We start from the raw sequence: 19,184 nt of genomic DNA on the forward strand, positions 1-19,184 counted from the left end.
TTTCATTAACCTACCGCGGCCACCATGGGCGAGCCGGCGGCCGGACAGGGGGATGGGAGCGCTCCCGTGACCATAGGGCCGCCCGCTCGGGAACGACAAGGGGCGTGCACGGAAACGGCTCCGGCCCACCGAGGAGCCCTCTCCTCCCCGGCGGCGGAGAGGACGGGCCGCGGCGGGCCGGAGCCGCCGTCCGGGTCCGCGGCGCCGGATCAGCCCGCCGAGGGCCCCGTCCAGCCGGCCGGCACGTGGCCGACGCGCACCCGCTGCGGGTGGTCGCCGACGGGGACGGAGACCACCTTCCGCCCGGTCTCGAAGTCGATCACGCTGACCCGGTCGGCGCCGCTCTCGGAGACCACGCAGTGCCGCCCGTCACCGCTCACCGTCGCCCAGTACGGCTTGGCGGCGGGCACCAGCGGCCCCTCCCGGAGCGTCCCGCGGTCCACGACGGTGGCGTAGTCGTCCATCGTCCCGGCGACGCACAGCCTGGTGCCCTGCGGGTTCACGGACATCCCGTGGTGGCGCGAGTCGTTGACCCAGGTGGTGCGGTCCTCGTCCGTCCCCGGGTTCTTCGGCAGCTCCTTCAGCCGCGTGATCTCGTCCGCGGCCACGTCGTACTCCAGGAAGCCGTTGAAGAACGACACCTGGAAGTAGAGCGTGGACCCGTCGGGTGTGAAGGCCACGGGACGCACCGAGTCCGACAGGTCCCGGCGGCCGAAGGCGTCCAGCCGCTCGCGCATGTCGATCACCCTCACCCGCTCGAAGGTGTCCGCGTCGGCGACGGTGATGCGCCGGTCGCCCTTCGTCCAGTCCAGCCAGGGGGCGTCGAGGGCGTTGTTGACCTCGCCGATGGACATGTTCCAGACGTACCGGCCGCCGTCGGTGAAGACGTTCTCGTGGGGCTTGTCCCCGGTCCTGAACGAGCCCAGCTCCCTCCCCGTGACGATGTCCAGGACGTGGACGGTGTTGGAGGTCGAGGCCGAGACGGCGACCTTCCGCCCGTCGGGCGAGACGGCCATGTGGTCGGAGCGGAAACCGGACACCGGGAAGCGCCAGTCGACCTTCCCCGTGGTGACGTCGATGGAGACCACGTCGGCGAAGCTGGGCCGGGAGACGACGACGGCCGAGCCGTCCGGCGTGGAGTACATGTCGTCGACGTACTGGTCGTGGCCCTCGCCGACGGTCTCGCGGATGCCCAGGTAGAAGGCGAGCCTGATCGGGTCGAGGTGGATCTCCCGCAGCCGTTCGCCCTTGTCGGGGACGACGTCGATGCGTCCCACCCTCGCGTAGTCGCCGGTGGACTCGATGACGTCGGCGGTCCCCTCCCAGTTGTTGCCGACGAACATCACCTCGTTCAGGCCGGCCCTCGCCGTCCCCGTGTCCGCGGGGGCGGCCGCCGACGCCGGCGCCGCGGCCGCGGCGGCCAGCACGAGAGCGGCGGCGCAGCCTGCGGCTCGGGGGACGCGGCGGTGCCGCGGGGAGGGGCCGTGGGGTGACGTACGGATCGTCATGCGCGCTCCCTGGTCGAACGGACGGACGGGTTACCGTTGGTAACGTAACGTTCGTCCGAGCGGTCGGCCAGATGCGCGGCAGCCGTAAAACCCGTTGCCGTGCGCGCGCCGTTCCCACTCCAATGCCCGTATGACCGCTCACGGTGAACACGTGGAGACCAACCGGCGCTACTGGGACGAGGAGGCCGCCGCCTCCCACGGCCCGCTCGCCCGCGCCCACTGGTCGACGACCAAGCCGGCGTGGGGCCTGTGGAGCACCCCCGAGTCGCGCCTGTCGCTCCTGCCCGGCGACCTCGCCGGCCGGCGCGTGATCGAACTGGGCTGCGGCACCGCCTACGTCTCCGCCTGGCTCGCCCGGGCCGGGGCCCACCCGGTCGCCGTGGACCTCTCCCGCGAACAGCTCGCCACCGCCCGCGCCATGCAGGAGGAGTTCGGCCTCGACTTCCCCCTCCTGCACGCCGACGCCGAGCGCGTCCCCTGCGCGGACGGCAGCTTCGACCTGGCCGTCAGCGAGTACGGCGCCTCGCTGTGGTGCGATCCGCGCCGCTGGATCCCGGAGGCCGCGCGGCTGCTCGCCCCCGGCGGGCTTCTGGTGTTCATGCGGTACTCGCCGCTGTTCGCGCTCTGCGCCTCCCCGGACGGCCCGGCGTCCACCGCCCTGCGCCGCCCGCAGTTCGGCCCCGGCGGCCTGGGGCGGCTGGAGCTGGGCGGCCGCGTGGAGTTCGTGCTGCCGCACGGCGAGATGATCCGCGTCCTGCGCGACGCCGGGTTCACCGTCGAGGAGCTGGTCGAGATCCGCGCGCCCCGTCCCGCGCCCCGCGAGTACCGCGAGGTCACGTCCGCCTGGGCGCGCGACTGGCCCTGCGAGGAGGTCTGGAAGGCCCGCCTGGAGGGCTGAACCGCCCGGCGCGGGAGGGCCGTTCGCACCCCGGCGGCCCTCCGCTCCACCGGTCCCCCGCCGGAACGGGGCCGGGCGCCCGGACGTCAGCCTGCCGGAGCGGCCGCCTCATGGGCTATGTCCACCACGAGCCGGCCCTCGGCCACCGTCACCCGGAAGCCCGGACGCCCCCCGCCCCGCCGGGCGTCGACGCCGATGCCGAAGCGGGTGTCCCCCTCGAAGTAGCTGACGAGTTCCACCTCCCGGACGGTGGGGGTGGCCGCGGCGCGAGGGCCGGGGTCGAACTTCCGCTCGGGGTGCTCGGGCTGGGCCCTGCTGAGGATGATCATGATCTGGTGCTCCCCGGCGACGGGGACCTCCTCGCCGGAGCCGTCCTGGTGCAGCGCGTCCACGTACTCGGCGGTGTACGCCGGAACGCCTCTCTCGAAGTCGAGGACGACCCGGTCGTAGGAGCCGTGGACGCCCACCCGCACCCCGGTCAGCACCGCGAGTTCGGTGGCGTCCGCTCCCCGGCCCCCGCCCGTCTTCCGCGAGGTGTCCCGGGGGGTGTCGGCCGCCGGCCCGTCCCCGCCGGCGGCGGGCGCGTCCGGGACCCCGGCCGAGGAGGTGGAGGGCGTGGCGGACGCGGCCCCGGAGGCGCCGGGAGCACCCGGGCCCCCCGTCTCCCCGGCGCTCCGGGACGCGGTGGGCTCCGGGGGCGGACTCACGGACTCCGCTGTTCCGCTCTCTCCTCCGCCCCCTCTCCCGCAGGCCGCGACCAGCAGGGCCGTGCCGAGGGCGAGGGCGGTTGCGGTCATGGTGGAACGGCGTGTCACTGCGTGCTCCTGGGCGTAGACGGCCGGATGGACGGCTCGGTGCTCGCACCGGCCCGGAGGGGACGCGCCGGTCCGCCGTCCGCCGCGCCGGGTGCCTCCCGGCCGCGGACGGGCCCGGTCCCACCGGTGCCGGACGGGTGGATCCGTGCCACCGTAACAACCGTCACCATCCCCTCGAAAGGGGCATTTTCGCCGTTTCCGCAACCCCGTGGCCGAACGCGCCGGCCGGGGGGGCGGCGGCGGACCGTTCCGGGCGGCCCCCGCAGCCCCGGCGCACCGGTGCTCCCCCCTGACGCTCCGGACCGCCGGCGGGTCACCCGCCCGGCGGCCTCTACAGTTGCCCGGTGGCCATACGAACTCGCGTTCTGACATCGCTCACCTCGGCGCTCGTGCTGGTGCTGGCGGCGGCGGGCTGCCAGGAGACGGCGGCCCTCCCCGAATCGGCCGCGGAACCGTGCTCCGTCCCCGCGGGCATAGCGCACCGCGGCTCCCCCGGCGACGGGGCACCCGAGAACACCATGGCGGCCTTCACCGCGGCGGTCGCCGACCGGGCCGACGGACTCGAACTGGACGTGTGGTGGACCGGCGACGGCGTGCCGGTGGTGATCCACGACGACACGGTGGACCGCACCACCGGCGGCACCGGCCGGACGACCGACCTGACCGCCGCCGACCTCTGGCGGCTGGACGCCGGGCGGGGCGAGCGCGTGCCGACCCTGGACCAGCCGCTGGAGCACGCCGCCGCCCACGACGTGACGGTGGTGGTGGAGCTCAAGCAGGTCCCCACGGACGCCCAGGCGCGGTCGCTGCTGGAGACGGTCCGCCGGGCCGGTGCGGCGGACCTCGTGACCGTCAGCAGCTTCGAGACGCGGGCGCTGGAGGTGGTCCGCCGGACCGCCCCGGACCTGCCGACCGCACTGACGGTGGGGAAACCGGTGTCCGCGGCCGAGGCGGCCCGGCACGGGACGACGCTGCTCATGCACCACCGGCACGTCACCCGGAAGCGGGTCGCGCAGTGGCACGCGGCCGGCCTCACCGTCTACGCCTGGACCCCCGACCTGCCCCGGGAGTGGGAACGGGTGCGGGCGGCCGGGGCGGACGGGGTGATCACCGACGAGGTCGCCTCCTACCGGACGTGGGCGGCGGCCGCGTGCCGCTGACCGGCCCCGTCCGGCCGCGGGACCCGGCGGTCGCCGCCGGCGTCGCCCACGGACGCCGGAAGCCCCGGGCCGATCGTAGTCCGGGGCGTTCTCGCTGCTCGGGCGTGGAGCCGCCTGCCGGGTTCGAACCGACGACCTTCACTTTGCGAGTCCGATCACGTAGCCATGTACTCGGTGCTCAGCTCCACCGTGGCTTCTGCTGGTGATTGCGGGAGTCCGCTCCCATCCGCTGTCATTGATGTCAGCAGTGGATGTCAAGCACTGGTTCGATGACATCGCCCCACACTCGGCTGCTCCACGGGTTCCCGCCGACTCCGAGGCGTGCCGCGACGACATCGTCGAGAAAGTGGGCCTGAGCCTCATCGATCGCTTCGTCGGGCCACCACAGGGAGTCGCACTCGGTGCAGAGGAAGAACGGAGTGCCGTCGGACCTGAAGCGGTACGGGCGTACCCAGTCCTGCTGGCAGCGCGGACAGAGCAGTTGAGCTGGCACGACCGACACGCTACCTGGGGCATGAGTACGCTTTCCAAGCCTGTGGGTGGCCTAACGACGGTTGTCCACCGCCGTTCACCTGCGTCTACGCCCATCCGGCGGTGCGGCTCGGTCGCTGCCGCTGCACCGAGCCGAACGGGTGTGGACGCCAGCGAATGAGACGGAAACTGAGACAGCCGACGCTGCGCTGACCTGGGGCGGAGGTCTATGGGCTACAGACCACGAAGAGCCTCGTAGAGGCTGCCGTAGGCGCTCCAGCAGTCGACACTGCCATCCTCGTTCAGGCTGCCCATGTACCAGTCCTCACCGTTGGCCGGTTTCACCAGGCAGAGTTCGTGAAACCTCAAGATGATCTGAGGATAGAGCCGTTCATCCTTCCCCGATCGGCCCAGCCACGTCACCGCGCGATCGGTGCTGAACACCTCGGCCTCGCGATCGCCGGAGACGTCGCGGATCTGCTCCAAAGTCCACCCTGCCGGTAGCTGCGCGCCTGCCATCACATGATGATGACAGGCGCCGAGCTGCGGCCCTCCTCTCAGAGCACCGCATTAGGAAGAGAGGAGAGGGTGCTTGGCCGGTGGTCTGCGGCTTCTTGGGTTGAGCTAGCGAGCACGGACGCCCCTGCTCGTCCACGCTGTTGACCGTGGCTGACCCCTGCATCTGGCACGACTGTGGCACGGGAGCTCTTCGTCCCGAACTACTGGGTAGGTGGACTGGTCGGGAGGCCACCTGTGTACATTGGCGGTTGGCGGCGGCCGGGGTGGTTATGTACTTCGCTGCTGTACTGCAGCCCTCAGGGAAGTTATTCAGCCGGTCGTACTCGGCAGCTTGAACGTGGCTCACACATGAGGGCGGGTGGGTGTTGCTGGCTGCCGACCGCGCAGTTCTGTCCTACAGGTCACGTCTCGTGGTGACGGCTCTGAGGGTCCACTACGGTGGATCACCCTGTTGGAAGGGGAAACCGATGCCTACGCTGCTCTACTACCCTTTGGTAAGACCGCCTCAAGCGGTCCTGCACCAGGCGTTGTTGTACTGGGACGACATGGCGTCCGTGGTGCCGATGGATCCAGAGGTATACGAGGATGCAGTCTCGGATGAGCTGAAGGATCTCAGGGAACGAGGGCTCTACCATCCCATCGTCCTCGGCACTGAATACCGCCAGCCACTCGGCGACATGCTTCATCTTGAAGTCTTGACCCGGGAACTTCGTGATCTTGCTGCCGGGTCGCCTAGTCCTCATATTTCTGTCATGGATGCTTTTCTCTTCCGCTCGAAACTCGGCCACTTTTTGGAACAAGAGATCATCCGGTTAGGTTTGGGGCGTAGGCTTGAGAGCTCGGCGAGGTGGCGTGGTGCCGGCCTGGCCGTGTCTAGGGAGGTGCGCCTCCTATTACTCGGCACACTGGCACAGGAAGTGGCTTTTACGACTAACACTCGCGCCTACACGCCGTACACCGATCAACGATTCGCCCATGAGACGTCGCTTCGGCCGATGGCTGCTGGCTTCGGTGTAGCAGCCTGGCGAGTTGAGCTTGGCCGTCTGCTGCCCATGCCAGCACCGGGCACCACCACATCAGAGGTACTGGCCTTTCGTGACAGGTATGCCGACGAGCGGGAACGTTTGATGGGTGTCACTCAGACCATGCTCAGCGATTTGCGCCGCGAATGGGAGCACCCGGCCGACGTGCTGGAACGCATGCGAGTGGCGCTACAACAAGCGCGCGAAGACTACCAGGCGGCTGCTCAAGCCAGCCGTATGGCCTGGGTGCAGAGGTCCATCTCAGTCACGGTGGGAGTGGCTACAACTGCGGTGGGCGCGTTGGTTGTCCCTGATCTCGCCTGGGTGGCAGGCATAGCAGGCAGCATAGGGTTCAATATCGCTACCCGTGAGGTCCGTCCGCTGTTCCGGGCGAGGAATGGGCACCCGTTCAGTTATCTCCATCAGGTTGATCGCGAGCTGGCGTAACGTTAACTGCCGTCGGTGTTGCATGCGTGGTATGGCACCTGGAACAGCAAAGGACTGGCTCGGGAGGAACCTCTTTTGAGCTGGCCCTTCTCACTGTGCCCCCGGCATGATTCGAACCTGCGAAACCCGCTTTATACCGTGTCCTATTGACCAGAAACGGTTCGGGTTCTGGGTAGTTGTAGGAGTGCGAGCGATCTGGTGGAGGACGCGCGGCATCTGTCGCCGTCGGCGCAGGAGGTCCTGCGGCTACTTCGGCGGCCCGCACGTCCGCTGCACCTGGACGAGAACCCCATGAGTCCCTGATCAACAGAGGCGGTGGAGCACGTCTCGGCAGGCGGCTTCCATCGGCTCGCGGCGCGTACTGGTCGGCGCCGGCTTGATCCCTAACCTTCGGCGGTGGACTGGGCGAGCAGCTGAGAAACGCGTTGGGGCGAGACATGCAGGACGTGAGCGATGTCCCGGCCGGTCAGGCCCTGACTCTTGAGGGCTGACGCCGTTCGCCGAAGTTCTACCGCTGCCCGGAGTTGGGCCTTGCGGGCATCGACGGTTGCCTGGGTTGCAGCCTTGACACGCTGGTTGAGCTCGTCGCCGAGGTCGACCGTGAGCTGGATGCCGTTATCGGCTCCGGGTACGCCGGCGGCCTTCATCAGCGCACGTCCGCAGTCTGCTGCTTCGCTCAGTCGGCGAACGTAGGCGGGGGCGAGACCGTCCATTGTGAGCATCCACCCGCCCTCGGTCCGATGGGCCACGATTTTGGGAAGATCCATACTCAACGCCTCCTTCAGGACGTGACGGCGAGTCTAGCCCGGGTAGATTTTCCCGTCTAGGGGGGCTAGATGCCGTGGTCGCGCTGTGCTTTCCCTCAACGCTCGGGTTGCTGACGTGACCTTCGGCCTGTGCGGCGGGCCGTGAGGTGGTCGACTTCCTGGTCCGGGACCGGTGGTTTCCGGTGCCCGGGCCGGGCAGGCGGTCTTGGGGCGGATGCGCCGGAAGCCGCAGCGCATACGCGCGGGCGTCAGTCCGCCGGGGTCTGCATTGAAAGTGATCTTGCCCGGAGCACCAGTGAGGCCGTGCGGACCGCCGCCTCGCGGGAGACGGCGGTCCTGCCGTACCGGGTGGTGATGCCACGGAAGCCCTTCAGACGGTTTACGCGCCGCTCGACGGTGTTGCGGCGACGGTGGATCTCACGGTCGAAGCCCGGTGGCCGACCGCCCCGGCGCCCCTTGTTCCGACAGTGCCTTCGCCGGTCGCTCCTCTCCGGAGCGGTGTTCGGACGGAATCCGGTCTGCCTCCGCCTGCAGCTCCTCCACCCGGACCCGGACAGCAGCCTCCCGCTCCTCCAGCAACCCGTCACCGACGCCACCGGCCACTCCGCATCGCCGAGGACGAACCGATCGCCCGAACGCTCCCACGCGATACCGGAACCATGTCCGAGAAGCGGGAACTCAGTGATCACATACGGTGGGACGAGATCAGCCGGCTGGGGACGACGGCCCGGCTCCGTGCCCTGCGGCTGTCCACCGGTGGAGGCCGATCGGTACGGCCGCGCAGACGGCCAGAAGCACGCCCACGAGAATCCAGATCCCCGCTTCCCGGCTGATGGACAAGGCGACCGCGGTGCCGATGAGCGCCCCCGCAGGCAGGCCGAGCGTGGGCCGCCAATCCCGTACGCGGTCCGCCAGGACGACGCCCAGGCACAGAGCCAGGGACCCGCCGAGGACCAGGAGCATGTTCCTGCCGTTGTGCTCCTGCTTCCCCGGTTCCGTATCGCAGCGGCGGCGTCCCGCCGCACAGTCGGCGACGTCGATCCAGTCCGCGATCCCCCAGGCTGTTCCCGCCGCACTGAGTACGAGCAGGACGAACGCCCCCCACTTGATGACCATGGGATGGAGCGTAGGACATGGCGGTACGGGAGATCAGGACAGCACGCGCCGGCCCCCCTGCCATGGAATTCGGCGACTGGGATCCGTCCTCGAAGTGATCCGGTCCAGAGCGGCAGTGAGCGTGATGCCCGGCGCCGTCCCGGCCGCGGTGGAGGGCCTGGGCCGTGCCGGACCCGATGACGTGGCTGGAGGTGGGCGGTCCCGTCGCCGTAGCCGGTGGCGGATGCGGCAGCGTGCGGCGGCCCGGCGGAAGGACGCGGAGCTGCCGCCGCCCTCGTGGGTGCTCCGCGCCCGCACGGCCGTCCGGTCGAGCCGGGGGACCCCAACCGGTCCTTCCTCCGGATCGCGGATCCGGCCGGCCTGCGGCGCACCGACCGTGGGTGACCGCCCTCGTCGATGTCACCTGTGGATGTCAGACGGATGTCGGAAGCCCCGGACCGATCATGGTCCGGGGCGTTCTCGCTGCTCGGGCGTGGAGCCGCCTGTCGGGTTCGAACCGACGACCTTCGCTTTACAAGAGCGGCGCTCTACCAGCTGAGCTAAGGCGGCCTGCGCGGTGGCGCGTACGCAGTGTACCCACTCCCCGGGCGGAGCCGCCCGAGTTCTCCCGGTGTGAAGTACTGACAAGAGGCACCCCTCCGGGTTAACGTCAGCGCACGTTCGCACACGTTCACACACGTGCAACGCGACCTTTACTCGGATCGTCCGGCACGTTCCTGCCGGTGAAGGAGACAACGGACCATGGCCACGGTCACGTACGACAAGGCGACCCGCATCTACCCGGGGTCCGACAAGCCCGCCGTCGACAAGCTCGACATCCAGATCGAGGACGGCGAGTTCCTCGTCCTCGTCGGCCCCTCCGGCTGCGGGAAGTCCACCTCCCTGCGCATGCTCGCGGGCCTGGAGGACGTCAACGGCGGCGCCATCCGCATCGGTGATCGGGACGTCACCCACCTTCCGCCGAAGGACCGGGACATCGCCATGGTGTTCCAGAACTACGCGCTCTACCCGCACATGACCGTCGCCCAGAACATGGGCTTCGCGCTCAAGATCGCGGGCGTGCCGAAGGACCAGATCCGCGCCAAGGTCGAGGACGCCGCGAAGATCCTGGACCTGACCCCGTACCTGGACCGCAAGCCCAAGGCGCTCTCCGGCGGTCAGCGGCAGCGTGTGGCGATGGGCCGCGCGATCGTCCGCGAGCCGCAGGTGTTCCTCATGGACGAGCCGCTGTCGAACCTCGACGCCAAGCTCCGCGTCCAGACCCGCACCCAGATCGCCAGCCTCCAGCGCCGCCTGGGCATCACCACGGTCTACGTCACCCACGACCAGACCGAGGCCATGACCATGGGCGACCGGGTGGCCGTGCTCAAGGACGGGCTGCTCCAGCAGATCGACGCCCCGCGCCACATGTACGACAAGCCGGCGAACCTCTTCGTCGCGGGCTTCATCGGCTCCCCGGCCATGAACCTGGTCGAGGTGCCGATCACCGACGGCGGCGTGAAGTTCGGCAACAGCGTCGTCCCGGTCGAGCGCGAAGCGCTCGCCGAGGCGTCGAGCAAGGGCGACAAGACCGTCACCGTCGGCATCCGCCCCGAGCACCTGGACGTCGTCAGCGGCGAGGGTGCGGGGCTGTCCAAGGATGCGCCCGCGGGCCTGGCCGTCACCGTCAACGTCGTCGAGGAGCTCGGTGCCGACGGCTACGTCTACGGCACCGCCGAGGTCGGCGGCGAGCCGAAGGACCTCATCGTCCGCGTCGGCGCCCGCGAGATCCCGGAGAAGGGCTCGACGATCCACGTGGTGCCGCACGTCGGCGAGACCCACGTGTTCTCCACCTCCACCGGCGAGCGCCTGAGCGACTGAGCGCCCCGGCGAGGCGTCCCGGCGCGCGGCGGGGCCGCTCCCGCCGCGGTGTCCGCCACACGGCCGTCCCAGGGCCCGTACGTCCGCACCCGCGGCCGTGCGGGCCCTCGCCGTGTTCCCCCTCGACTCCCGTATGCCGGCGAGGGGTTGGCACGTCAACACAGCGCCTCGGCCGCACCTGGGGATATGCCGGATCCTTCACTCGCAGGGGTGACCGAAAGTCGCCAAATCACCACTCCTCGCTACCATCGCAACCGCCCCTGAAGCGGGCTCCATCCGCCCTTCGCGAGGAAGACTCCAGCAGTGAATCAGGTAGCGCGCCGCATCGGCCGAACTCTCGCCCTCGTCCTTCCGGTCGTCCTGGTCCTGTCCGGGACGCTCGCCGTCACCTACGTCCCCTGGGCCACCCCGTCGGGGACGCGGATGCTCACCGCCTCCGCCGAGCGGACGGCCCCGGAGGGCAGGCCCCGCGCCCCGCACGAGGCGCTGCGCGACCGCCTGGTCGCCGAACTCCGCCGGGAGGACCCGGGCACCGCGCTGACGAGCCTGCAGAAGGAGGTCAACCGCAGGCCGTCGCTGGCGAGGCACTGCGCCTCCATCGCCGGGGCCCTGGGCCGTGCCGCCGTGGAGAAGTACGGCGCCGTCCGCGCCCACTCCTACTCGCGCCCGGTGTGCGACACCTCCTTCGCGGCCGGGGTCGCCGCCGCCCGCTGACCCCGCCGTCCCCGTGTCTCCGGGCGCCCGCCGGGCCGGCGGGCGCCCGGAGGCGCGGGGGCGGCGGGCACCGGGTGGACGCGGGGTCGGCTGCGCATATCGTCACGGCATGACTCTCGACGCCCAGTTCGCCCACACGTACCCGACGCAGGCCGTGGTCCTGGCCGGTGGCCAGGGATCGCGGCTCCGTCCGTACACCGACGACCGTCCCAAGCCGATGGTCGAGATCCCCGGCACGGGAACGCCGATCATCGGCCACCAGCTCGCCTGGCTGGCCGCCGAGGGCGTCACCGACGCCGTCGTCTCCTGCGGCCACCTCGCCGAGGTCCTCCAGGAGTGGCTGGAGGGCGCCGAACTGCCGCTGCGGGTGACGACCGTGGTCGAGAAGGAGCCCCTCGGCCGCGGCGGCGGGCTGAAGCACGCCGCCGCCTCCCTCCCCCGCCCCGGCGAACCCTGGTACGCCACCAACGGCGACATCTGGACGCGCTTCTCGCTGCGCGAGATGGCCGCCTTCCACGCCGAGCGCGACGCCACCGCCACCCTCGCGCTGGCCCGGCCCCGCATCCCCTGGGGAGCGGTCGAGACCGACGAGTTCGGGCACGTCCTGGACTTCATCGAGGCACCGCCCTCCCCCTACCTGATCAACGCGGGCGTCTACGTCTTCTCGGCACCCTTCACCGCGCTGCTGCCCGACCGCGGCGACCACGAGCGGACCACCTTCCCCCGACTGGCGCGCGAGCGCGCCCTGGCGGGGTTCCCGATTCCGCAGGGCGCCTACTGGCGGGCCATCGACACCGCCAAGGACCTCAGCGAGGCCGCCCGGGAGCTCGCCGCCCAGAGCCACCGCTGAGGCCCTCCGGGCACCCGGGGGCGCTGCGGGCCGGGGCCGGAACGGTCCCAGGGCGGGTCAGGGCGGGTCAGGGCGGGCGGCACCGCGAACGGCGCGCCCGGGGGCCGGGGAGGAGGAGGACCCCCGGACGCTGCTCTGGGGAGAGGGCGGCGGGACGGGAGGAGAGGGGGGCGGCCGCGGTGCCGCGGGCCGCGCCGGCCCTACCCCAGCAGACCGCCCAGCGCGCCCTCGCCGTCGCCTCCGCCGCTGCCGCCCCCGGAGGTGGAGGTGCCGCCCGGGGAGCCGGCGTCGCCGCCGTCCTCCCCGCCGACCGTTCCGGCCTCGCCGGAACCGCTCCCCGTACCGCCGGAGCCGGTCGGGGTCTGCGGCTGGGGCGCGACCGGGACCTCGGGCCGCTGCGGCGGTGCCTCCACCGTCTGCCGCTGGCTGGGCGAGTCCGGGGTGCCGCTGCCGGTGCTGCCCGCGCTGGGGGCGGTGGAGCCGGGGCCGGAGGGGGTGGACGGGCCGGGCGCCGTGCGGTTCCCCGGGGTGGGGGTGCCGCTCGCCGGGCCCGGGGTGGAGGGGCTCGGGCCGCCACCGGTCCTGGTGGGCAGCGGCGAGCCCGGCTGGTTGTTGGTGAGCGGGTCGCCGGGCCGGGGCACGCTGTCGAGCCGCGCGGAGCGCACCGCGCTTCCCATGACCGAGCCGACCAGCAGCGACAGGCCCAGCACGACCGCAGCGACGACCGCGCCCCGGCGCAGCACCCGCTTGCGCAGCTCCCACACCTCCGCGCGCGGACCGAGCGTCCGCCAGGCCTCGCCCGCCAGCCGGGCGTCCAGCGAGTAGTAGGGGGCGCCCGCGATGAGCAGCGGGCTCCAGGCGGCGAGGTAGATGATGTCCGGCGCCTCGTAGACCGGGACGGTGCGCCAACTCACCGTGACGATCAGGGCCGCCGACAGCAGCGCCCCGACACCGGCTGCGGCCCGCTGCCACAGGCCCAGGATCGTCAGCACGCCGACGACGATCTGGAGGAAGGCGACGCAGAGGCCGGACCCGACCGGGTGGGCGAGGGCGAGGTCCCGCAGGGGCTCGGCCGCGGCCCACGGCTGGAGGGAGCGGAGCCAGACCACCAGTGAGCCGCGGTCGCCGCCGTCGAAGTAGACCGGGTCGCAGAGCTTGCCCATCCCGGCGTAGATCGAGATGAGGCCGAGGAGGATCCGCAGCGGCAGCAGGACCACGCCGAGGTTGATGCGGCGGTCGGGGTAGTAGCCGTGGCGCGGGGCCTCGCGGCGGCGTGCCGACTCCTCCCCGCCGCAGCCGTCGGCGCAACCGTCCGCGTAGGCGCCGTCATGGTCCTCGCCGTAGCCGCCGTAGCCGCCGTCCGCGGCCGGCCCGTACGGCTCCTCGGGGAGGTCGTACGCGCCCTCGGCAGGGCGCACACCGTCGAGCAGGGGGCGCTCGGACGTCCGGTGCACGCGGGGGGTGAGGACCGTCTCCCCGTCCCCGTCGAAGGCGGGGAGCACCGTGGTGTGCCGGACGCCGCCCTGGCTCGGGATGGCCGGCGGCACCACGCGCGGCAGCGCCCGGGTGGTGTCGTCCGGCTCGTCCCCGCCGAAGCCGACCGCGCCGCCGGACCCGCGGCCCGCGCGGACCGCCTGGAGGAGCCGGGTGGCCCCGTCACCGGGCTGCGTGCGGCCGCTCCACACCACGGGCGCCCGGCGCCCGGCGGACGGACGGCGGACCGGGGTGGCGCCGCGCACCGCCGTCAGCACGGCGGTGCCGCCCGCGCCGGCACCCGACCCGACCGCCCCGACGCCGGCCGGCACGCGGACCGGCCCCAGACCCGGGGAGGGGGACGGCGGCGAGGCGAACTCCACCCGGAAGCTCGCGTGGTTGACGACGACCTCGGCCGGGTCGCTGGGCACCTTGACCGTGCTCAGCGCCGGCTCGTCGTCGAAGAAACCGCGGGGTGTTCTGGTGTCCACACTCCACTAACCGAGTGACGGACGCATAGGACACTGCCTGAACGGTCCCTTTATGTCGGGGGCCCGTCAAGGTCCACGACGGCGGCCGGCCGCGTGCCCCGGCCCCCTCCGGACGGCGGGACGCGGACCGGCCGGCTGACGGCCGACCGTCAGCCGCGCCGGCGCCGGGCCGCCTCGTAGAGCGCCACGCTCGCGGCGACGCCCGCGTTGAGGGACTCCGCACCGCCCGGCATCGGGATGCGCACCCGCAGGTCGCAGGTCTCGCCGACCAGCCGCGACAGGCCCTTGCCCTCGCTGCCGACCACGATCACCAGCGGGCCGTCGAGCGCCGCCACGTCCTGGAGCTCGACCTCGCCCTCGGCGGCCAGCCCGACCACGAACAGGCCCTCCTTCTGGTACGCCTCCAGGGCGCGGGTGAGGTTCGTCGCCCGCGCGACCGGGGTGCGCGCGGCGGTGCCCGCGGAGGTCTTCCAGGCGCCCGCGGTCATGCCCGCGGCCCGGCGCTCGGGGACGACGACGCCGTGGCCGCCGAAGGCGGAGGCGGAGCGGACCACCGCGCCCAGGTTGCGCGGGTCGGTGACGCCGTCGAGGGCGACGATCAGCGGGTCCTCGCCGGCGTCGTACGCGGCGGCGGAGAGGTCCTCGGGGTGGGCGTACTCGTAGGGCGGGATCTGCATGACCAGGCCCTGGTGGTTGAGCCCGCCCGTCATGCGGTCCAGCTCCGGCCGCGGGGCCTCCATCAGGTTGATGCCGCCGCGGTCGGCGACCAGTTGCAGGGCCTCGCGCACGCGCTCGTCGTTGTCGATGAACTGCTGCACGTACAGCGTGTTCGCCGGCACCCCCTCGCGCAGTGCCTCGACCACCGGATTGCGGCCGACGACCAGCTCGGCGCTGCCCCTGCCCCCGCCCCGGCGGGGAGCGGGGCGGCGGGCGGCCTGGCGGGCCTTGGCGTTGGCCATGCGGTTCCTCACGTGGCCCTTGCGCATCTCGGCGGGCGGCGTGGGGCCCTTGCCCTCCAGGCCGCGGCGCCGCTTGCCGCCACTGCCGACCTGCGCGCCCTTCTTGTTGGACGTGCGGCGGTTGGGACGCTGGCTGTTCCCGGCCATCGGGATCACTCATCTCTTCTTGCTGCCGGCGGGGCCGCGGTCCGGTTCTCGGGCGCGGCCCCGCACACGGGTACTTCTGTCTGTGCCGGCGGTGCGGTTGCGGTTGCGGTTGTCCGGCCGGGCTACCGCGAGCCCAGCTCCCAGCGTGGCCCGGACGGGGTGTCCTCGACCACCAGGCCCGCCTGCTGGATCCGGTCGCGGATGGCGTCGGCGGTGGCGTAGTCCTTCCGGGCCCGCGCCGCCTGGCGCTGTTCGAGCAGGAGTCCGACCAGGGCGTCCACGGCCCCGCGCAGCTCCTCGCCGCGCCCGTCGCCCGTGCCGCCGGCCCAGTGCGGGTCGAGCGGGTCGAGACCCAGCACGCCCAGCATCGCCCGCACCCCGGCCAGCGCGGCGGCCACCGCCTCCTTGTCGCCGTCGCCCAGGGCCGCGTTGCCCTGCCGGACGGTGGTGTGGACGACCGCGAGCGCCTGGGGGACGCCGAAGTCGTCGTCCATCGCCGCGGCGAACTCCTCGGGCACCTCCGCGGCCGGCTCCACCGACCCGGCCAGCTCGACGGCCCGCTGGACGAAGCCCTCGATCCGGCCGAAGGCGGCCTCGGCCTCGCGGAGGGCCTCCTCGCTGTACTCGATGGTCGAGCGGTAGTGCGGGGTGCCCAGGTAGTAGCGGAGCACGATGGGCCGCCACCGCCTGACCATCTCGCCGACGAGCACCGAGTTGCCCAGCGACTTGGACATCTTCTCGCCGCTCATCGTCACCCAGGCGTTGTGCACCCAGTAGCGGGCGAACTCGTCGCCGTACGCGCGCGCCTGGGCGATCTCGTTCTCGTGGTGCGGGAAGACGAGGTCCACGCCGCCGCCGTGGATGTCGAAGGCGCTGCCCAGGTACTTGTGGGCCATCGCCGAGCACTCCAGGTGCCAGCCGGGGCGGCCGCGGCCCCAGGGCGTCTCCCAGCTCGGCTCGCCGGGCCTGGCGGCCTTCCACATGGCGAAGTCGCGCGGGTCGCGCTTGCCCGTCTCGCCCTCGCCGGAGGGCTGGCGCAGGTCGTCCAGGTCCTGGTTGGAGAGGGACAGGTAGCCGGGCAGGGAGCGCACGTCGAAGTAGACGTTGCCGTCGGCGGCGTAGGCGTGGCCGGCGTCGATCAGCGCGCGCATCATCTCGATCATCTCGGGCACGTGGCCGGTGGCGCGCGGCTCGTAGGTGGGCGGCAGGCAGCCGAGCGCGGCGTAGCCGTCGTTGAAGGCGCGCTCGTTGGCGTAGCCGATCGCCCACCAGGGCCGCCCCTGCTCCGCTGACTTGGCGATGATCTTGTCGTCGATGTCCGTGACGTTGCGGACGAACGTCACCTCGTAGCCGCGGTACTCGAACCAGCGGCGCATGACGTCGAAGTTCAGCCCCGACCGGATGTGGCCGATGTGGGGGGCCGCCTGCACGGTGGCACCGCACAGGTAGATCGAGACACAGCCCGGTGTCAGCGGGGTGAAGTCACGGATCTGCCGGGCGCTGGTGTCGTACAGGCGAAGAGTCACGGGCCCAAGGGTAGTAGGAAAAGCGCGGAACGAGGCGCCGGGCGGCGTGCCGGGCGGCGCCGGTGTCCGGCTCCGCCCGCCTCCCCCGGCCGCCTCGGGCGCGCACGGCCCGCCGGGTCCGGCGGCCGGGGCGCGCCCCCGTCAGGGACGGCGGACGACCAGGGCGGTCGCGACGGCGGCCAGCCCCTCGGCGCGGCCGGTCAGGCCGAGCCCGTCGGTGGTCGTGCCGGAGACGGACACGGGCGCGCCGACCGCTGCCGACAGCGCCTTCTGCGCCTCCTCGCGCCGCTTGCCGATCTTGGGCCGCACGCCGATCACCTGGATCGCCACGTTGCCGATCCCGAAGCCCTCGGCCCGGACGATGCGGGCCGCCTCGGCGAGCAGCGTGACGCCCGAGGCGCCGGCCCACTCGGGGCGGGAGGTGCCGAAGTGGGCGCCGAGGTCGCCGAGGGAGGCGGCGGAGAACAGGGCGTCGCAGGCGGCGTGGGCGGCGACGTCGCCGTCGGAGTGGCCGGCCAGGCCGTGGGTCTCGCCCTCCCAGAGCAGGCCGGCGCACCACAGCTCGCGGCCCTCCTCGAAGGCGTGCACGTCGGTGCCGATCCCGACCAGGGGGAGCGGGGGTGCCGCGGGCGCCGGTTCAGAAGCCATCGGTGGCCCTCCTGCGGGCGAGCACGGCCTCGGCCAGGACGAGGTCCAGCGGGCGGGTGACCTTGAACGCCTCCTCGTGGCCGGGCACCAGCACGACCGGGACGCCCATCCGCTCCACCAGGCCGGCGTCGTCGGTGGCGCCCTCGCCCTCGGCCGGGGCCTGGGCGTGGGCCTTCAGGAGCGTGTCCCGGTCGAAGCCCTGCGGCGTCTGCACCGCGCGCAGCAGGGAGCGCTCGGGGGTGGCCACCACCGGCTCGGGAGCGCCCGCCGCACCGCCGGGGGGCGACGCGACCTGCTTGACGGTGTCGGTGACGGGCAGCGCGGGCACGACGGCGGGCGCCCCGTCCCGCACGGCGGCCACCACGGCCTCGACGGTCTCCGCGGGGACCAGCGGCCGGGCGGCGTCGTGGACGAGGACCACGTCGACGTCGTCGGTGAGCACCCCCAGGCCGCGGGCGACCGACTCCTGGCGCGTGGCGCCGCCGGTGACGACCACCACGTCGGTGGCGCCGGCGGAGTCGGGCAGCGGGTGCTCGTCCAGGATCGTGCGGACGGCCGCGGCGCCGTCCGGCGGGGCCACGACGACCACGAGGCGGACCGTGCGGGCACGGGCCACCGCGCGCACGGCGTGGACGAGCATCGGAATGCCGCCCAGCGGACGCAGCGCCTTGGGGGCGCCGCGGCCGAGCCGTACCCCGCGGCCGGCGGCCGGGATCACCACGGCGGTGCGGGGGGCGTCGGCGGGAGCCGGGGACCCGGGGCCCGCCGGAACGGCGGGCGTCTCTTCTTCTGGCATCGGTTGCACGTTCAGGTTTGTGTCCTCGGCCGAGGTGGGTATGGCACACAGCGTGCCGGGCGCGGCGCCCCGATCGGCCCCTTCCGTGACGAGCCGGTCGTGCGGCCGCCCGGGGCCGGCGTTCCGCCGCCGGCGGGTGCGGGATCCCACCGCCGTCCGCCGCGCGGTGCGCACGGCGGCCGCCGGATGTCCCCGCCGGCGTCTCCGGGGCTTCCGTCCGCCGCAGCAGGCAACCGCAGTCGGCGTACCGCGGCCGACACACCGCAGCACCCGGTGAGGGACCCGCCGTCCGCACGGCTGTCGTCATCCGGGCACTGCGGCGGTGTCCACGGTCCGCGGCTCATGGGGCCGCCGCGTCGCGTCGCCCGCGGCCCGCGCCGCCGTCACCGGACGGGACGGTGGTGGTGGGGGACGGGCAGGGCGTCGCTCGCGTCGCGCCGCGCCTTTCGTCGGTCGGTCCGCCGGGGGTCGGGGTCAGGAGGCCAGGACCTCGTCCAGCAGCGTCTCGGCCTTGTCCTCGTTGGTGTTCTCCGCGAGGGCCAGCTCGCTCACCAGGATCTGGCGCGCCTTGGCGAGCATCCGCTTCTCACCCGCGGACAGTCCGCGCTCGCGCTCACGGCGCCACAGGTCGCGGACGACCTCGGCCACCTTGATCACGTCACCGGAAGCCAGCTTCTCCAGGTTCGCCTTGTACCGCCGCGACCAGTTGGTCGGCTCCTCGGCGTAGGGCGCGCGGAGCACCTCGAAGACCCGGTCGAGGCCGTCCTGGCCGACCACGTCGCGCACGCCGACGAGCTCCGCGTTTTCCGCCGGTACGCGCACCTCCAGGTCGCCCTGCGCGACCTTCAGAACCAAGTAGGTCTTGTCCACGCCTTTGATCTGGCGAGTTTCGATGGCCTCGATCAGCGCGGCCCCGTGATGGGGATAGACCACGGTGTCGCCAACCTTGAACGTCATGTGACAGGTACCCCTTCCGTGGCTATCCAGGGTAACACGA

General features: G+C 72.5%; 18 protein-coding genes and 1 tRNA gene. 6 read left to right on the plus strand and 13 right to left on the minus strand.

All coding sequences use genetic code 11. From position 1 onward, the window contains the following. Positions 1–209: 209 nt before the first annotated feature. Complete coding sequence (locus ACFSJS_RS03415) at positions 210–1,508, minus strand: YncE family protein (RefSeq protein WP_380896465.1); 1,299 nt, start codon at positions 1,506–1,508, stop codon at positions 210–212. Between the two features lie 130 nt (positions 1,509–1,638). Between ACFSJS_RS03415 and ACFSJS_RS03420 the strand changes: the two genes are divergently transcribed. Next, on the plus strand, positions 1,639–2,406 hold the full coding sequence (locus ACFSJS_RS03420) for a class I SAM-dependent methyltransferase (RefSeq protein WP_380896467.1): 768 nt from the start codon (positions 1,639–1,641) through the stop codon (positions 2,404–2,406). Between the two features lie 86 nt (positions 2,407–2,492). Here ACFSJS_RS03420 and ACFSJS_RS03425 read toward each other — a convergent pair whose 3' ends face one another. Further along, entirely contained in the window at positions 2,493–3,203 is a 711-nt protein-coding gene (locus tag ACFSJS_RS03425) for an AMIN-like domain-containing (lipo)protein (RefSeq protein ID WP_380896469.1), read from the minus strand. Between the two features lie 362 nt (positions 3,204–3,565). On the opposite strand from ACFSJS_RS03425, the gene ACFSJS_RS03430 reads away from it, so the two are divergent. Continuing rightward, positions 3,566–4,381, plus strand: coding sequence for a glycerophosphodiester phosphodiesterase (locus tag ACFSJS_RS03430; protein WP_380896471.1), 816 nt, complete (start codon positions 3,566–3,568; stop codon positions 4,379–4,381). 241 nt (positions 4,382–4,622) lie between these two features. Here ACFSJS_RS03430 and ACFSJS_RS03435 read toward each other — a convergent pair whose 3' ends face one another. Both ACFSJS_RS03435 and ACFSJS_RS03440 read right to left on the minus strand, forming a co-directional pair. Beyond that, a complete protein-coding gene (locus ACFSJS_RS03435; RefSeq protein ID WP_380896473.1) occupies positions 4,623–4,874 on the minus strand; it encodes a hypothetical protein in 252 nt (83 codons plus the stop codon). 212 nt (positions 4,875–5,086) lie between these two features. Next, positions 5,087–5,371 (minus strand): hypothetical protein, encoded by a 285-nt coding sequence (locus tag ACFSJS_RS03440; protein WP_380896475.1) that lies wholly within the window; start codon positions 5,369–5,371, stop codon positions 5,087–5,089. A 467-nt stretch (positions 5,372–5,838) separates the two neighbouring features. Between ACFSJS_RS03440 and ACFSJS_RS03445 the strand changes: the two genes are divergently transcribed. Next, on the plus strand, positions 5,839–6,840 hold the full coding sequence (locus tag ACFSJS_RS03445; protein ID WP_380896477.1) for a hypothetical protein: 1,002 nt from the start codon (positions 5,839–5,841) through the stop codon (positions 6,838–6,840). 383 nt (positions 6,841–7,223) lie between these two features. Here the strand turns inward: ACFSJS_RS03445 and ACFSJS_RS03450 are convergent, their stop codons facing one another. From ACFSJS_RS03450 to ACFSJS_RS03460, 3 genes are all read right to left on the minus strand, one after another. Next, the gene (locus tag ACFSJS_RS03450; protein WP_380896479.1) at positions 7,224–7,607 is read right to left on the minus strand and encodes a hypothetical protein; all 384 of its coding nucleotides are present in this window, start codon (positions 7,605–7,607) and stop codon (positions 7,224–7,226) included. Positions 7,608–8,312: 705 nt separating this feature from the next. Continuing rightward, positions 8,313–8,723: a hypothetical protein gene (locus ACFSJS_RS03455; RefSeq protein WP_380896481.1), complete on the minus strand. Its 411-nt coding sequence runs from the start codon at positions 8,721–8,723 to the stop codon at positions 8,313–8,315. Between the two features lie 473 nt (positions 8,724–9,196). Continuing rightward, positions 9,197–9,272, minus strand: a tRNA-Thr gene (locus ACFSJS_RS03460). Positions 9,273–9,464: 192 nt separating this feature from the next. Between ACFSJS_RS03460 and ACFSJS_RS03465 the strand changes: the two genes are divergently transcribed. From ACFSJS_RS03465 to ACFSJS_RS03475, 3 genes are all read left to right on the plus strand, one after another. Then, positions 9,465–10,583: an ABC transporter ATP-binding protein gene (locus ACFSJS_RS03465; RefSeq protein WP_380896483.1), complete on the plus strand. Its 1,119-nt coding sequence runs from the start codon at positions 9,465–9,467 to the stop codon at positions 10,581–10,583. A 303-nt stretch (positions 10,584–10,886) separates the two neighbouring features. Beyond that, entirely contained in the window at positions 10,887–11,297 is a 411-nt protein-coding gene (locus ACFSJS_RS03470) for a hypothetical protein (protein ID WP_380896485.1), read from the plus strand. Positions 11,298–11,406: 109 nt separating this feature from the next. After that, positions 11,407–12,147 (plus strand): nucleotidyltransferase family protein, encoded by a 741-nt coding sequence (locus ACFSJS_RS03475; protein WP_380896487.1) that lies wholly within the window; start codon positions 11,407–11,409, stop codon positions 12,145–12,147. 200 nt (positions 12,148–12,347) lie between these two features. Here ACFSJS_RS03475 and ACFSJS_RS03480 read toward each other — a convergent pair whose 3' ends face one another. From ACFSJS_RS03480 to ACFSJS_RS03505, 6 genes are all read right to left on the minus strand, one after another. Continuing rightward, positions 12,348–14,111, minus strand: coding sequence for a DoxX family protein (locus ACFSJS_RS03480; RefSeq protein ID WP_380896489.1), 1,764 nt, complete (start codon positions 14,109–14,111; stop codon positions 12,348–12,350). Positions 14,112–14,260: 149 nt separating this feature from the next. Next, positions 14,261–15,217, minus strand: a complete 957-nt coding sequence (gene rlmB / locus ACFSJS_RS03485) for a 23S rRNA (guanosine(2251)-2'-O)-methyltransferase RlmB (RefSeq protein WP_380896491.1) — start codon at positions 15,215–15,217, stop codon at positions 14,261–14,263. A 122-nt stretch (positions 15,218–15,339) separates the two neighbouring features. After that, positions 15,340–16,743: a cysteine--tRNA ligase gene (cysS, locus tag ACFSJS_RS03490; RefSeq protein WP_380896493.1), complete on the minus strand. Its 1,404-nt coding sequence runs from the start codon at positions 16,741–16,743 to the stop codon at positions 15,340–15,342. A gap of 141 nt (positions 16,744–16,884) precedes the next feature. After that, complete coding sequence (gene ispF / locus ACFSJS_RS03495; protein WP_380896495.1) at positions 16,885–17,391, minus strand: 2-C-methyl-D-erythritol 2,4-cyclodiphosphate synthase; 507 nt, start codon at positions 17,389–17,391, stop codon at positions 16,885–16,887. Beyond that, positions 17,381–18,187 carry a 2-C-methyl-D-erythritol 4-phosphate cytidylyltransferase gene (ispD, locus tag ACFSJS_RS03500; protein ID WP_380896497.1) on the minus strand — a complete coding sequence of 269 codons (807 nt, stop codon included), beginning with the start codon at positions 18,185–18,187 and terminating at the stop codon, positions 17,381–17,383. The genes ispF and ispD overlap by 11 nt, the downstream gene beginning before the upstream one ends. 474 nt (positions 18,188–18,661) lie before the next feature. Next, positions 18,662–19,144, minus strand: coding sequence for a CarD family transcriptional regulator (locus ACFSJS_RS03505; protein ID WP_093658831.1), 483 nt, complete (start codon positions 19,142–19,144; stop codon positions 18,662–18,664). Between the last annotated feature and the right edge of the window lie 40 nt (positions 19,145–19,184).

This window comes from Streptomyces desertarenae (genome assembly GCF_042681365.1).
Taxonomy (GTDB): Bacteria; Actinomycetota; Actinomycetes; order Streptomycetales; family Streptomycetaceae; genus Streptomyces; species Streptomyces desertarenae.

Coding starts and splice junctions, on each gene's coding strand:
- ACFSJS_RS03415 (WP_380896465.1), bottom strand. CDS start 1,508: ATGACGATCCGTACGTCACCCCACGGCCCCTCCCCGCGGCACCGCCGC.
- ACFSJS_RS03420 (WP_380896467.1), top strand. CDS start 1,639: ATGACCGCTCACGGTGAACACGTGGAGACCAACCGGCGCTACTGGGAC.
- ACFSJS_RS03425 (WP_380896469.1), bottom strand. CDS start 3,203: ATGACCGCAACCGCCCTCGCCCTCGGCACGGCCCTGCTGGTCGCGGCC.
- ACFSJS_RS03440 (WP_380896475.1), bottom strand. CDS start 5,371: ATGGCAGGCGCGCAGCTACCGGCAGGGTGGACTTTGGAGCAGATCCGC.
- ACFSJS_RS03445 (WP_380896477.1), top strand. CDS start 5,839: ATGCCTACGCTGCTCTACTACCCTTTGGTAAGACCGCCTCAAGCGGTC.
- ACFSJS_RS03450 (WP_380896479.1), bottom strand. CDS start 7,607: ATGGATCTTCCCAAAATCGTGGCCCATCGGACCGAGGGCGGGTGGATG.
- ACFSJS_RS03455 (WP_380896481.1), bottom strand. CDS start 8,723: ATGGTCATCAAGTGGGGGGCGTTCGTCCTGCTCGTACTCAGTGCGGCG.
- ACFSJS_RS03465 (WP_380896483.1), top strand. CDS start 9,465: ATGGCCACGGTCACGTACGACAAGGCGACCCGCATCTACCCGGGGTCC.
- ACFSJS_RS03475 (WP_380896487.1), top strand. CDS start 11,407: ATGACTCTCGACGCCCAGTTCGCCCACACGTACCCGACGCAGGCCGTG.
- rlmB (WP_380896491.1), bottom strand. CDS start 15,217: ATGGCCGGGAACAGCCAGCGTCCCAACCGCCGCACGTCCAACAAGAAG.
- ispF (WP_380896495.1), bottom strand. CDS start 17,391: ATGGCTTCTGAACCGGCGCCCGCGGCACCCCCGCTCCCCCTGGTCGGG.
- ispD (WP_380896497.1), bottom strand. CDS start 18,187: ATGCCAGAAGAAGAGACGCCCGCCGTTCCGGCGGGCCCCGGGTCCCCG.
- ACFSJS_RS03505 (WP_093658831.1), bottom strand. CDS start 19,144: ATGACGTTCAAGGTTGGCGACACCGTGGTCTATCCCCATCACGGGGCC.